Source organism: Luteolibacter sp. SL250 (assembly GCF_026625605.1).
Taxonomy (GTDB): domain Bacteria; phylum Verrucomicrobiota; class Verrucomicrobiia; order Verrucomicrobiales; family Akkermansiaceae; genus Luteolibacter.
Genome location: NZ_CP113054.1, coordinates 921,118 through 934,184, shown reverse-complemented (window position 1 = coordinate 934,184; position 13,067 = coordinate 921,118). Strand labels below are relative to the sequence as shown.

At 62.8% G+C, this 13,067-nt stretch carries 10 protein-coding genes and 1 tRNA gene; 6 read left to right on the top strand and 5 right to left on the bottom strand.

Annotated elements, in window-relative coordinates:
* Positions 1 to 12 precede the first annotated feature (12 nt).
* Complete coding sequence (locus OVA24_RS04165; RefSeq protein ID WP_267673792.1) at positions 13 to 990, top strand: 6-phosphofructokinase; 978 nt, start codon at positions 13 to 15, stop codon at positions 988 to 990.
* 124 nt (positions 991 to 1,114) lie between these two features.
* Here OVA24_RS04165 and OVA24_RS04160 read toward each other — a convergent pair whose 3' ends face one another.
* The 3 genes from OVA24_RS04160 to OVA24_RS04150 form a co-directional block, all read right to left on the bottom strand.
* Positions 1,115 to 1,936 carry an alpha/beta hydrolase family protein gene (locus OVA24_RS04160; protein WP_267673790.1) on the bottom strand — a complete coding sequence of 274 codons (822 nt, stop codon included), beginning with the start codon at positions 1,934 to 1,936 and terminating at the stop codon, positions 1,115 to 1,117.
* A 68-nt stretch (positions 1,937 to 2,004) separates the two neighbouring features.
* Positions 2,005 to 2,523, bottom strand: a complete 519-nt coding sequence (locus tag OVA24_RS04155; RefSeq protein ID WP_267673788.1) for a hypothetical protein — start codon at positions 2,521 to 2,523, stop codon at positions 2,005 to 2,007.
* A gap of 55 nt (positions 2,524 to 2,578) precedes the next feature.
* Complete coding sequence (locus tag OVA24_RS04150; RefSeq protein WP_267673786.1) at positions 2,579 to 4,222, bottom strand: peptide chain release factor 3; 1,644 nt, start codon at positions 4,220 to 4,222, stop codon at positions 2,579 to 2,581.
* Positions 4,223 to 4,433: 211 nt separating this feature from the next.
* On the opposite strand from OVA24_RS04150, the gene bioA reads away from it, so the two are divergent.
* From bioA to OVA24_RS04130, 4 genes are all read left to right on the top strand, one after another.
* On the top strand, positions 4,434 to 5,714 hold the full coding sequence (bioA, locus tag OVA24_RS04145) for an adenosylmethionine--8-amino-7-oxononanoate transaminase (protein ID WP_267673784.1): 1,281 nt from the start codon (positions 4,434 to 4,436) through the stop codon (positions 5,712 to 5,714).
* Between the two features lie 62 nt (positions 5,715 to 5,776).
* Positions 5,777 to 5,851 (top strand) — tRNA-Cys (locus OVA24_RS04140).
* 348 nt (positions 5,852 to 6,199) lie between these two features.
* The gene (locus tag OVA24_RS04135) at positions 6,200 to 7,468 is read left to right on the top strand and encodes a DUF1552 domain-containing protein (protein ID WP_267673782.1); all 1,269 of its coding nucleotides are present in this window, start codon (positions 6,200 to 6,202) and stop codon (positions 7,466 to 7,468) included.
* A complete protein-coding gene (locus OVA24_RS04130) occupies positions 7,468 to 9,957 on the top strand; it encodes a DUF1592 domain-containing protein (RefSeq protein ID WP_267673779.1) in 2,490 nt (829 codons plus the stop codon). Before OVA24_RS04135 ends, OVA24_RS04130 begins: the two co-directional genes overlap by 1 nt.
* A 186-nt stretch (positions 9,958 to 10,143) precedes the next feature.
* On the opposite strand, the gene OVA24_RS04125 is transcribed toward OVA24_RS04130, so the two are convergent.
* The gene (locus OVA24_RS04125) at positions 10,144 to 10,803 is read right to left on the bottom strand and encodes a response regulator transcription factor (RefSeq protein WP_267673777.1); all 660 of its coding nucleotides are present in this window, start codon (positions 10,801 to 10,803) and stop codon (positions 10,144 to 10,146) included.
* A gap of 132 nt (positions 10,804 to 10,935) precedes the next feature.
* Between OVA24_RS04125 and OVA24_RS04120 the strand changes: the two genes are divergently transcribed.
* A complete protein-coding gene (locus tag OVA24_RS04120) occupies positions 10,936 to 11,316 on the top strand; it encodes a globin domain-containing protein (RefSeq protein WP_267673775.1) in 381 nt (126 codons plus the stop codon).
* An 11-nt stretch (positions 11,317 to 11,327) separates the two neighbouring features.
* On the opposite strand, the gene OVA24_RS04115 is transcribed toward OVA24_RS04120, so the two are convergent.
* The gene (locus tag OVA24_RS04115) at positions 11,328 to 12,965 is read right to left on the bottom strand and encodes a sensor histidine kinase (protein WP_267673774.1); all 1,638 of its coding nucleotides are present in this window, start codon (positions 12,963 to 12,965) and stop codon (positions 11,328 to 11,330) included.
* Positions 12,966 to 13,067: the final 102 nt, after the last annotated feature.

Below are 13,067 nucleotides of genomic sequence, written 5' to 3'. Positions count from 1 at the left end.
TGCCACGATCCCATGAGCACCCTGAACAAGCCCGGCCTCGCCATCATGACCTCCGGTGGCGATTCCGCCGGCATGAATCCCGCGATCAAATGTGCGGTGGAATACGCGTCACAGCGGGGTTACGAGCCTTTCCTCATTTACGACGGACTCAACGGCCTGATCGAGAACAAGATCTTCCCCGCCACACGGGAGCGCGTTTCCGGGATCCTCCATCGGGGTGGGACAGTCCTCCGCTCCTCCCGCTCGAAAGAGTTTTTCGACATCAGCTTCCGCCAGAAAGCGTTCGAAAACCTGAAGGCACGCGGGGTCGGAAAACTGATCGTCATCGGCGGCGACGGCTCGTTCCGCGCGCTGAATCAGTTCTACGCGGACTTCGGCGTGCCGTTCGCCGGCATCCCCGCCACCATCGACAACGACATCGCCGGGACGGACTACTGTCTGGGCGTGGACACCGCGCTCAACATCATCCGGCAGTCCATCGACTCCATCCGGGACACGGCTTCGTCCTTCCGGCGGGCGTTCGTGATCGAGGTAATGGGCCGCCACTGCGGCTACCTGGCCATGGTCAGCGCCCTGTCCTGCGGGGCGGAGGTCTGCCTTGTGCCGGAGATTCCCTATGATCTGGACCAGATCGGGGCGCGGCTGAAGCACGAGATCGGACAGGGGCGGGAGTATGTCGTCGCCGTGGTCGCGGAGGGCGTGAAGATGTCCGAGTATCTGACGCGTTTTATCAACGACTCCATCGGCATGGAGGCACGTCTCACCGTGCTGGGCCACGTGCAGCGCGGCGGCTCGCCGACGGTCCATGACCGGGTGATGGCCTACAAGTTCGCCGTCGCCGCCGTGGATGCCCTCGACCGCGGGGAGACGAACGCCATCATGGTCTATCGCGACGGAACCTACGGTCACCTGCCGATCGACGCGGTGGCGAACCAGAAATACAAGCTGGACCAGACGTTGCTGAAGCTGGCGGCACCGCTGGCGTGTTAGGCGACATGCGTGGCTGCTGCGTCCCGCAGCAGGCCGTGGCATCGGCGTCCCGCCGATGTTGCGTAGTCAGAGTGAACTCCAGAAAGAATTGCGGCGGGACGCCGCAGCTACGGTTCCCACAGCATCACTGCTTCAACACCCCATCGAGGAAGCCGATGGCTTCATCCACCTCCCTGCTTGAGAAAAGGAAGGTGGTGATGTGGCCCAGGCGGGGGATTTCCCTCACCTCATGGCGTGCCCCGGCTTTCCGGTAGGTTTCCGCCATCAGCAACGGATGCTCCGGCCTGACGAGGCGATCCCTGGCACCATAGTAGAGGAAGATCGGCGGGCTGGATTTCGTCACGTAGTTCGCCGGGGAGGCTTCGTAAAAACGCTCCGGCACTTCGTAAAGGCGGCCTCCCAGATATTCCGGCACCAGATCCCCCTCCGCATAGAAGATCATGTCGGAAGGTGCGCCACCGGCGACGATCGCCTTCACCCGGGTCGGCCCCGCCGGCTCGGTGAGCGCCGCCAGCGAGGCAAGGTAGCCGCCCGCCGAATAACCGAAAACCGCGATCCGCTGCGGGTCGATGCCGTGGGCGGCACCGGCATCGCTCCTCATCCAGCGCAGCGCTTCCCGCACATCCTCCAGCGGCACCGGGTGCTGGTACTTCGGCACGGTGCGGTAGGTGGAGTTCACCACCACGTAGCCACGCCGCGCCAGCCTTCCGGCGATGCCCCCCATCTGCCAGCGCCCGCCGCTGTCCGCCAGTCCGCCGCCGTGGAGGAGGAGAACCGCCGGATGGGGACCTTCACCCTTTGGCAGATCCACATGAGCCTTCATCGGTTTCGGCCAGTCAGGCCGGGAAAAGACGATATTGCGGACGGTCTTCACCTCCGGAGCCGGGATCATGGTGCAGGCTCCGGTGAGCAGGCAGACCACTGGAACGATGATGGAGGAAAGCATCCGGAACACGGGAGATGCTCCGGCATCCCCGATGCTCCGCCAAGCCACCATTGGTCTCCGGAAGAACTTCATGGCTTCTCCGGCTTTTCCTTCAGCCCCACCCGCCGCAGGATGGGGGTGACGGCGAATTTCACGGCGACCAGGACGAACGGCGCGACCAGCAACCACGCACTGGCCGCGCGGAGGATGATCCAGCCAAACTCCTGCCAGAAACCCCACGGATCCTCCGCGAACTGGGTGCGCAGGAACTCGAATGAAAGGCGCACCCCTTCCTTTCCATACAGCCATTGCCCAAGGTGGATGAACGGGATGATCAAGGCGACGTGCAGCGGATAGACGAGGCTCTTGAATGAATGCAGCACCGGCTGGTTCAGCTTGAACCACCACCCAGCCAGCAGGCAGAGCCAGGCGCGGGTACCGAGGACAGGAAAAATCCCGAGCGTGATGCCCGCGCCGATGGTCCAGCCCAGCTTGTCAGGGGAAATCCCCTGCTTGAGCTGGCCTACGACGGGATCCCACAGCCAGCGCCTCCACCAGCCCCGCTTTCGGGCTGCCTCTCCGGAGTCCGCATGGTCCTTTCCTTCCACCGGCGGAATGATGCACCAGTTCCCCCTGATGACAACGGATGATCCGGCGGCAGCCTCAGGCGGACACCGGCGGCGGGAACGGCTGTTCCGAAATGATCCAGTCCTCGTTCTTGTCGGCGAAGGTCTTGAACGCCCACTCGCTGGGAAGCAGGGCGACGAGCCAGCCGTTGGAATCCCGGGCCAGCGTGGTGCCGAGCGAGAGCGATGGACGCGCCTCCGGTGCCAGCGGGTCGCCTTCCTTCGGCTTCAGCCAGCGGGCGATGGACCAATCCGCCTGCTCCAGGCGGGTTTCGGCGGCATATTCCCCCTCCAGGCGGTGCTGGAGCACCTCGAACTGGAGCGGACCCACGGCACCCAGCAGTGGGATCTGTGAACCGCTCTGCTCCAGCAGGGTGAACTCGCTGGCGACTCCTTCCTTGAGAAGCTGGGCCAGACCATCACGGAAGCGCTTGTATTTCGCGGTGCTCTTGTTGTGCAGCCAGGAGAAGCACTCCGGGGCGAAACGCGGGATCTCATCGAAGACGACCTGCTTGCTCTCCGCGAGCGTGTCGCCGATGAGCAGGTCGTGGTTGCCGACGAGGCCGACGACATCCCCGGCGAAGGCATCGTCCACCGTTTCCCGGTCCCGGGCGAAGAGGCGCTGGGAGTTGGAAAGGCGCATCTTTTCCCCGCTGCGGGTGTTGAGCACGTTCATGTCGCGCTCGAACTTTCCGGAGACGATGCGGATGAAGGCGACGCGGTCGCGGTGCTTCGGGTTCATGTTCGCCTGGATCTTGAAGACGAAGGCGGAGAATTTTTCCGAGGCGGGGTTGATCGGGCCGTTCTCGGTTTCCTTCACCAGCGGCGGCGGGGAAAGTTCCAGGAAGCGGTCGAGCAGGAGCTGGACACCGAAGTTGTTCGCGGCGGAGCCGAAGAAGACGGGCGTGAGTTCCCCGGCCAGCACGGCGGAGATGTCGAAGTCGGCACCGGCGCCTTCCAGCAGTTCCAGCTCATCGCAGACCTGCTGGTAGGTCTTCTCATCCATGGCGTTCTTCACGCTCTCGTCCTCGATGCCCTTCACGCTCACCGGAGCGCGGTAGGCGCCGTGGACGGTCCGCTCGAACAGGTGGACCTGCTTGTGCTCGCGGTCATAGACGCCCTTGAAACGGGGGCCGTCACCGAGCGGCCAGTTGAGCGGATAGGCGGCGATGCCGAGCACGCTCTCCAGCTCGTCCAGCAGGTCGAGCGATGGCCGGGCCGGACGGTCCAGCTTGTTCATGAAGGTGAAGATCGGCACGCCACGGCGGCGGCAGACCTCGAACAGTTTGCGTGTCTGGCTTTCGATACCCTTACCCGCATCCACCACCATGACCGCGGCGTCCACGGCGGTGAGCACCCGGTAGGTGTCCTCCGAGAAGTCCTTGTGCCCCGGCGTGTCCAGGATGTTCACCACGCAGTCCTTGTATTCGAACTGGAGGACGGTGGAGGAAACGGAGATACCCCGCTGCTTCTCCAGCTCCATCCAGTCGGAGGTGGTGGCCCGCTGGTTTTTCCGCGCGGTGACGGAACCCGCCAGATTGAGGGCGCCACCGTAGAGGAGGAACTTTTCCGTGAGCGTGGTCTTGCCCGCGTCCGGGTGCGAAATGATCGCGAAGGAACGGCGGCGTTTCACCTCCCGCTCGAGCGGGGGCGAAGGAGTGGCGTAGGCGGAGATGGACATCGGCGGAAAAGCGGGGCCGCACGCATATCCCCCCCGCCGCGCCCCGTCAACGCCGGGGGAGGAATGGGAAAACCGCGAATGAACGCCAATGGACGCGAATTTTACGAAAATGATCGGGATACCCCACCTGATTCGCTTTGATTCGCGTCCATTCGCGGTCGGAAAAGCCGGAACACTTCCCAATTTCCCTTCTTCCCTCTTCACTCCCCGCATGCGCGACGACACCGCCCGCTGGCTCCATTTCGACAAGACGCATTGCTGGCACCCGTTCACCCGCCAGGCGGAATGGTGCGCGCCGGAGAGTGAGCCGGTGGTCATCACCCACGGGGAGGGCGTGTGGCTGCATGATTCCGAGGGCAGGCGCTACATCGACGGGAACTCCTCCATCTGGACGAACATCCACGGCCACAACCACCCGGAGCTGAATGCGGCCATTTCCGCGCAGCTCGGGAAAATTTCCCACTCGTCCTTCCTGGGCTTCACCCATCCCTTGGCGGCGGAACTGGCGGAAAAGCTGGCAGCACTTTTTCCCGCTGGCTCGCTCGAACGGGTCTTTTTCTCCGACGACGGATCCACCGCCATCGAGTGCGCGTTGAAAATGTCCCTCCAGGCACAACGCCAGTCCGGCGCACCGGAAAGGACGCACTTCATCGCCTTCCACGATGCGTATCACGGTGACACCCTCGGGGCCTCCTCGCTCGGTGGGGTGGCACGGTTCCAGACACGGGCGCATGGCTTTCCGGCCATCCACCTTTCCGCCACGGAGGATCTCGCGTCGGTGGATGCCGGGAACGTGGCAGCGGTGATCATCGAGCCGCTGATCCAGGGCGTGAACGAGATGCGCCCCTGGCCGCCGGGCATGCTCCGCACGCTGCGGGAGTGGTGTTCCGCCAATGGCGTGCATCTCATCCTCGACGAGGTGATGACCGGCTTCGGCCGCACGGGCCGCATGTTCGCCTGCCAGCATGAGGACGTCATCCCGGACTTCCTGTGCCTCGCCAAGGGCCTGACCGGCGGCTACCTGCCGCTGGCCGCCACGCTCACCACGGAGCAGATCTACTCCACCTTCCTCGGCGAAGCGGAAAAGGCCTTCTACTATGGCCACAGTTACACCGCGAATCCGCTGGGCTGCGCCGCCGCGCTGGCATCGCTGGAGCTGTTCGCACGGGAGAACACCCTGGAAAACCTCCAGCCGAAGATCCGCCAACTGATCGAACGGCTCACTGAAATGAAATCCCGCCACCCGGTCATCCACGACATCCGGCAATGCGGCTTCGTCGCCGGGATCGAGCTGCGCCAGCCTGACGGCGGACGCTTCCCCCGCGAGGCCAGAACCGGCGAGGCCGTCTGCCGCGAAGCCGCGAAACACGGCCTGCTCACCCGCCCCATCCTCGACACCATCGTCCTCATGCCCCCGCTCGGCATCACCCCGGAGGAACTGGATTTCGCCATCTCCGCCCTCGGTGCCGCGATTTCATCCACCATCGGATGAATCCGGGCATTGACAACCCCCGCCACGGGGCGTAATCACTCGGCCCCGCGTTACACAGCGATGGCGGAGTAGCCAAGTGGTAAGGCAATGGTTTGCAAAACCGTCATTCGAGGGTTCGATTCCCTCCTCCGCCTCCATCGCTGATTTTTTCTGATGCGGGATTCCGACTTCTTCGGTTTGTGAGAGTCCCTTCGGCCACCTCATTCCCATGCGGAAGGCTTTCCGCAAATCCATCGATCACACGTGATCGCGGTATGGAAAGGTGGCCGATTTGGTGCCATGGTCTTCCTCGTGTAAGGGATAGCACAATTGCCCCCCCGAGGGCCCGGGGCCGCTGAAAAAAAGGGATTTCGGCGGCCCCGGTTTTTTTTCTCCCATTTGATCCCGGGGCAACACTCCGGACGAAGTCCGCCCTCCCCCCAAAGCGGTCCTCATTCTGAAAGAAGATCTCCGGGACCGCCGTAGCGGTCGGGAATCCCCAACCCATGAACCGCCGACGTTTCATCCTCCAGTCCCTCGGGGCGTCCCTCGCACTGCCGGGGCTGCCGTCGCTCATGGCAAATCCGGCGGGAAATTCCGCACTGCAGGCGACCAAGGGAGCCGGCGCCGGTGCGAACCGTTTCGTGGCGATCGGCAATCTGCTGGGCTATCAGGTAAAACAGCTTTTCCCGACCACCACGGGCCGCAGCTACGAGAAGACGACGCTGCTGGAACCGCTGTGGGACAACCGCCACCAGATGACCCTGTTCCGGGGTCTGGACCACGGCGTGAAGGGCGGACACTTCGCGGTGCACTCCTTCCTCTCCGGCGTGCTGAACTCCGAGGCGCAGAACCGCCCGGATGGAAACGTCAGCATCGACCAATACCTCGCGGATGAGGTGGGCTTCGCTACCCGCTTCCCGTCGCTGACGGTCGGCTCCGAAGGCGGGATCCACGGTGGCTGCCAGATCGCATGGACGAAATCCGGCGTGCGGGTGCCGCCGATCACCGGTCCCGCCCAGCTTTTCGAGCAGCTTTTCATCAGCGACCCGAAGGAGCGGCAGGTGCGCCGCGTGCAGGAGAACCACGTGCAGGCCTCCATTCTGGACTCCGTGCTCGAGGATGCGAACCGCCTCTCCCGCCAGGTGAACAAGGAGGACAAGGACAAGCTGGACGAGTATTTCACCTCCGTCCGCGATGTGGAGAAGCGCCTGGAACTGCGCAAGCGCTGGGCCAGCCAGCCGAAGCCCGCGGCCCCTTTCGAGAAGCCGGCGAACCGCAACACGGTGGAGGATCTGCCGCTGTTGTATGAACTGATCGCGCTGGCGCTGCAGACGGACTCCACCCGCATCGCCACGCTGGAGATCGGTGGGGACTTCCTGCCGCAGAACCTGGGCATCGACAAATCCTACCACGGCCTGTCCCACCACGGAAACGATCCGGAGGCCATCGCCCACCTGATCGCGCTGGAGAAATACCAGATCGAGCACTTCGGCAAGTTCCTCACCCGCATCTCGAAGATGCAGGACGGGGAGCGGTCGCTGCTGGACTCCACGACGGTGCTTTTCGGCAGCGGCATCGGCGACGCGAACACGCACAAGAACTCCGACCTGCCCATCATCCTGGCGGGTGGCGGCTACAGCCACGGCGAGTTCCGCGAGGTGCCGCGCGACGGCATCAACAAGGTGCCGCTCTGCAACCTCTTCGTGGACATCGCGCAGAAGATGGGCGTGGAGACGGATTCGTTCGGCAGCAGCACCGGCCGCTTCTCCTGATGCGCCTGCCAGCTTTCCATGTCAGCGGTCTCGCCATACTGGCGGCCGCCGGTTTCGCCTCCGCGGAGGACGCGGCTTCCCAGCAGAGGATTCTGCAGGATTTCCTGGGGAACTACTGCCTGGACTGCCATGACAAGGAGTCAGAGAAGGGCGACCGGGAGTTCGAGACGTTCAAGCTGCCGCTGGATTCCGAAGCGGCGCTCATTTCCGCGAAGGAGATCATCGACCAGATCACGCTGAAGGAGATGCCGCCGAAAAAGGCGGACCAACCGGACGACGAGGAGCGTCTGGCGGTGCTGCGGGTGCTGCGGGAAGGCTCCCAGGCGGCACGCGGAAAGATCGCCAGTTCCGGCGGACGCACGGTGATGCGGCGGCTTTCCAGCCGGGAGTATGAGAACACGCTCACCACGCTGTTCGGACGGCGGCTGGACACGCTGGGCCTGACGGCGGATTTTCCGAAGGAAAAGACCACCCAGCATTTGGACACCATCGGCCAGTCGCTGGTGACCTCCAGCTTCCTGGTGGACCAATATTTCCAGGCGGCCAACCGGCTGGTGGAAACCCGCTTGGGCAAGCCGCCCACGGAGCCACAGACGTGGACCTTCAACAGCAATTTCGTCCAATATGAGGAGCTGCAGGGATCACACAAAAAGGTCTTCAACTTCCGCTACCTGAACCTCTACGAACAGCCGAACACGGACACCCGGCAGGGTGGCTACGGCCACATCGAGGACTTCAAGAAAGGGGTGCCCGTTTCCGGTCTCTACGACCTGGAGGTGGAGGCGCAGGCCATGCACCGGGACACCCACTACGACCCGGAGATCTTCGGCATCGACTTTTCCGAGCCCTTCATCATCGGAGTCGTCCCCGGGGACGTCACGAAGGGCCATATCCACTACCCGCAGTCCATCGAGCCTCTGCTGGCCAGCTCCACGGTGCCGGATGACAAGCCCACCCGGCTGAAGTTCCGCGTCTGGCTGGAAGGCGGGCAGACGCCGCGCTTCATCTTCCCGAACGGACCGTATGAGTCCCGCGCCTCCGTCATCAACGTGAACAAGCGTTACAAGGACGACTTCGGCGGACGCACGGAGAAGTCGGACGTGAGCCGCGCCATCCTGCTGGAGGAAGGCAAACTGCCGCACATCCGCATCAGCGAGATCAAGATCCACGGCCCCCTCAAGGAAGAGGGCGGCGGCGCGGAAGAGCGCGCCGTATTCGGAAAGGAAGGCTTCCAGGAAAGCCGGGCCCTGGAGCAACTCCACGCCTTCGCCGAAAAGGCCTACCGCCGCCCGCTCACGGACAGCGACCGCCAGCCGATCCGCGCGCTCCATGAGAAGAGGCTGGCGGAAAAGGCCACACCGCGGCAGGCCGCGCTGGATGCGCTCAAGCTCATCCTATGCTCGCCCTCCTTCATCTATCTGAGTGAGATCACGGAGGAACCGTCACAGGCGTTGAAACCTTACGATCTGGCGACTCGTCTTTCCTACGCCCTGTGGAGCGCGCCGCCGGATGCGGAGCTGCTGGCAGCCGCCAAGTCCGGCAAGCTCACTGAAGACGCGGAGCTGGAAAAGCAGATCCAGCGCATGCTGGCCGACAAGCAGGTGAGCGGATTCATCCAGGGCTTCACCGACAGTTGGCTGAATCTGCGGGATCTCGGCGGCATGCCACCACCCCGTGAAACGAACCGCTCTTACTACGCGGAGGATCTGCCGTCCTCCATGAAGGAAGAGGTGAGGTTGTTCTTCCAGGACATGCTCACCCACAATGGCCCGGTGGCAGGCTTCCTGAACGCCGAACACACCTTCGCCGACAAGAAACTGGCGAAGCTCTACGGCCTGCCGGAGCAACAATCCCTGCGCCTTGCGGATGGATTCCGGAAGGTCAACCTGAAAGGCAACGCCCACCGCGGCGGCCTGATGGGCATGGCAGGAGTCCTCACCGTCAGTGCGAACGGAGTGGAAACCTCCCCCGTCACACGCGGAGTCTGGGTCAGCGAGAATCTGCTGGGCATCCATCCGCCACCACCACCGGATGAGGTGCCCGCCATCGAGCCGGATGTCTCCGGGGCCACCACCATCCGCGAACGGCTGGCAAAGCACAGCTCGGACAAGACCTGCGCGGAATGCCACCGGAAGATCGACCCCCTCGGCTTCAGCCTGGAGAGCTTCGACCCGGTGGGCCGCTGGCGCGAGTACTACCCGAAGCCCAAGAAAGGCGGGGCGCCCAAGGTCGATTCCTCCGGCGAGTTCCCATCCGGGGAAGGCTACCAGGACTTCGCCGGATTCCGGAAGATCGTCCTCGAAACACGCAGCGGACTTTTCACCCGCCATCTGGTCCGCCAGATGCTCGCCTACAGTACCGGCCGGCTGATGGAAACAGCGGATGATTTCGCCGTGGAGGACATCCTCAAGGCAGCGGAGAAGGACAACCAGGGTCTCCGCTCGCTGGTAGTGGAATGCCTCAAAAGCGAGGTCTTCAGGACGAGATAGAGGTCGCGGAATGATATGTGAAAGAGGCGGACCGGCAGCCAACCGATCCGCCTCACACACACATATAATTGACAATCGGGTGTCCCCCCGAAGGCAATCGGGATGAATCTAACCGATGGATCGCGGATCGTCTCTTACGTGATCCTGTGTATTGGGCACATGATATCTCCGCAGCGCCGGCGGGACTCACTTCACCTTCGGCCGGCTCAGCACCTCGACGGCCAGCATCGCGGCCGCGTTGCGGTTCTCGACACCGAGCTTCTCAAAAACACTGCCCATGTGCTGCTTCACCGTTTTTTCGCTCATCCCGAGGATCCCGGCGACATCACCATTGCTCTTGCCCTGCGCCACCCATAGCAGCACCTCCGCCTCACGGTTGGTGAGGCCGAGGCCGCCGAGAGGTTCATGGGAAGAGAAATCCGGACTGAAGCCGACGCCATTGGCGGTCGTGGCGGACTGGAGGCGGGCCTCGATCGCTTCCGCACGGGCGAGCCGCACCTCGACCGCAGCCAGCAGGTCCTCCCGGACCACCGGTTTGATCAGATAATCGTCCGCGCCGAAGTTCATGCCGATCCGGAGGTCACCTTTGTCGCTGCGGGCGGTGAGGAAAATAAACGGCACGGTGGCGGTCTCCGGAGAAGCCCGCAAGGTCTGCACCACTCCGTGGCCGTCCAGTTCCGGCATCATCACATCACAGATCACCAGATCCGGACAATCCTTGAGGGCTTGCTCCACGCCGATCCTCCCGTTCTCCGCGGTGATCACCGCAAATCCTTCCATCTCAAGCATCAATGCAATATTCCGACGCATCGGCGCTTGGTCTTCAATGACGAGAATCTTCTTCATGGCGGGGTGGCTGAGCCCACTTTTTACACATGCCCGCAAAAATGCACTATTTAATCCGACCAAAGTCGGAGTGCCGGGAAGAAAATTCCATGTTTTCCTGAAGGAGTGCTGCCCCCGGACCAGAAACACCGCTTGCGAAAGTCATTCGCCCTTCTGGAACGACAGAGCCATGTGGCGGCTCTGGTCTTCTATCAGAACCTCTTCAAGCTGAATCCGGAGCTGCGGGCATCATTCGACACGGACATCGAATCAAGGGCGTTCACGCTGATGGACAAGCTCGCCAATGCATTGAGCCTGTTGGAGAAGCCCGACGAATTGATCCCCGCGCTGGAGGACCTGGGAGCCAAACACCTGGAGTACGAATCTGAAGCCGACAACTTCAAGAATGTGGCGGCCGCCCTGCTGCTGATGCTTTCCAACGTGCTGGGCAAAAGCTTCGACGAAGAAACGCGGGCCGCCTGGATCCGGCTTTGCGAGGTGGTGGATGAATATCGGCCCAAGCTTTCACGCTAGCCGGCTTCCGCTCAGGAGAAGATCGGCAGCCGGACGGTGAACGTGGTCCCTTCCCCGGGAGCGGAAACGAACCCGATCTCACCGCCGTGCATCTCGACGCAGCGCTTGGCGATCAACAGGCCCAGACCGCTTCCCGAGATTTCCCCCACGTTGCCGGCCCTCTGGAAGGCTTCGAAAATTCGCGGCTGGTCTTCCTCCGGAATGCCGATCCCCCGGTCGATGACATCGAACAAGGCATCATAGCCGTCCCTGCGGACCCGGAACTCCACCTTGGAGCCTTCCGGGGAATATTTCGCGGCGTTGGAGAGGAGATTGGTGAAGATATGGCGGAGAAGCGGCTCATCCGACATGGCGCCCGAAAGATCATCCTCAAAGTGGATGTCCACCACACAGCGCATGACGGTCGCGGACTGGGACTCATCGACCAGTTTCTCACAAACGCTGGGAAGATCAATGGGCACCGGAGTGAAGGTCAGCTTGCCGACGTCCGCCCGGCCCAGCACCAGGACCTGTTCCATCAGGACGCCCATCCGGCGGGTGGCGGAATGGATGTCGTCGAACAACTCCTTGCGGCGCTCCAGATCCAGCCGGTCGAAGTAGTTCCGCAGGAGCTCGATGGCGGACATGATGATGCCCAGCGGAGTCCTGAACTCATGCGAAACAATCGAGGTGAACCGGGTGCGCAGCTCGTTGAGTTCCCGTTCGTTCTCCAGCGCCCGGCGGATGGTCCGCTCCGTACGGACCTGCTCGGTGCGGTCGATGATGGCGGCGATGATTTTCGGAGCTCCTCCGTCAGGCAGGGAGGAAAGATGGACATACGTGGGGATTTCATCCCCATGGATGTTCTGGTGGATCCACTCGAAGCTGGGATGCTCCCCCGCTAGGGCCCTTTCGATGTGCCCCCTCGACGTCTCCCTGCTCGGCAGTCCGTCCGGCTGGGTCTCCGGGCTGAAATCCTCCGGGGAATGTTTCATGAGCGTCGCACGGTCCACCCCGAAGAAGGTCAACGCGCTGGCATTCCCATCCACGAACAGGCCGGTCCTGATGTCCACGACCACCGTGGGGGTCGGGGAATGCTCCATGGCGAGGTGATAGCGCTCCTCACTCTCACGGAGCGCCTCCTTGGTCTGCTGCCGGTCGTCGATCTCCATTGCCAGGGCGATCCACTGGGCGACATGGCGGGCGAAATCAATGTCCCGCGCGCTCCATTCCCGTGGTCCGCCCAGATGTTCATGGCAGATGATGCCCGTCAGGCGCCCCTGCCGGTGGACAGGTGCGTCCAGCATGGCGCCGATGCCAAGGTAACCGAACTCCCCTTGCTGAAACTCCAGGAGGCGGGGGTCAGTCTTCGCGTCCGGTGAGACGATCAGGCTCATCCCTTGGTGCAGGGATGAGAAATAAACGGGCAGCATCCCGTCCGTGAGGAGCAGGCTGGAGGAATCCAGTTCATCCGTTGAGAGATAGTACTGGTGTTCCCTGTGGATCGCCTTTCCCCCATCCCGGATGGTCCAGTAACTCACCCTCTCCACCCTCAGGGTGGTGGCGCTTATTTTGAGCAACTGCCCGATGATGTCTCCCAGCGGCTCCACCCCGATCCGCTCGATGAGGCTGTCGAGATGCTCACTGTAGGGTCGGGACGCTGGACTCATGCCTTGTTAGACAGAGGGCTAGCACAACATCCCGCATCTGGAAACCCCGATTAATACGGAAATAAGTCCTCCCAAAGTCGGAGTCACACCACCCCGTTGCTC

Coding starts and splice junctions, on each gene's coding strand:
- bioA (WP_267673784.1), top strand. CDS start 4,434: ATGCGCGACGACACCGCCCGCTGGCTCCATTTCGACAAGACGCATTGC.
- OVA24_RS04125 (WP_267673777.1), bottom strand. CDS start 10,803: ATGAAGAAGATTCTCGTCATTGAAGACCAAGCGCCGATGCGTCGGAAT.
- OVA24_RS04160 (WP_267673790.1), bottom strand. CDS start 1,936: ATGCTTTCCTCCATCATCGTTCCAGTGGTCTGCCTGCTCACCGGAGCC.
- OVA24_RS04165 (WP_267673792.1), top strand. CDS start 13: ATGAGCACCCTGAACAAGCCCGGCCTCGCCATCATGACCTCCGGTGGC.
- OVA24_RS04135 (WP_267673782.1), top strand. CDS start 6,200: ATGAACCGCCGACGTTTCATCCTCCAGTCCCTCGGGGCGTCCCTCGCA.
- OVA24_RS04115 (WP_267673774.1), bottom strand. CDS start 12,965: ATGAGTCCAGCGTCCCGACCCTACAGTGAGCATCTCGACAGCCTCATC.
- OVA24_RS04130 (WP_267673779.1), top strand. CDS start 7,468: ATGCGCCTGCCAGCTTTCCATGTCAGCGGTCTCGCCATACTGGCGGCC.
- OVA24_RS04150 (WP_267673786.1), bottom strand. CDS start 4,222: ATGTCCATCTCCGCCTACGCCACTCCTTCGCCCCCGCTCGAGCGGGAG.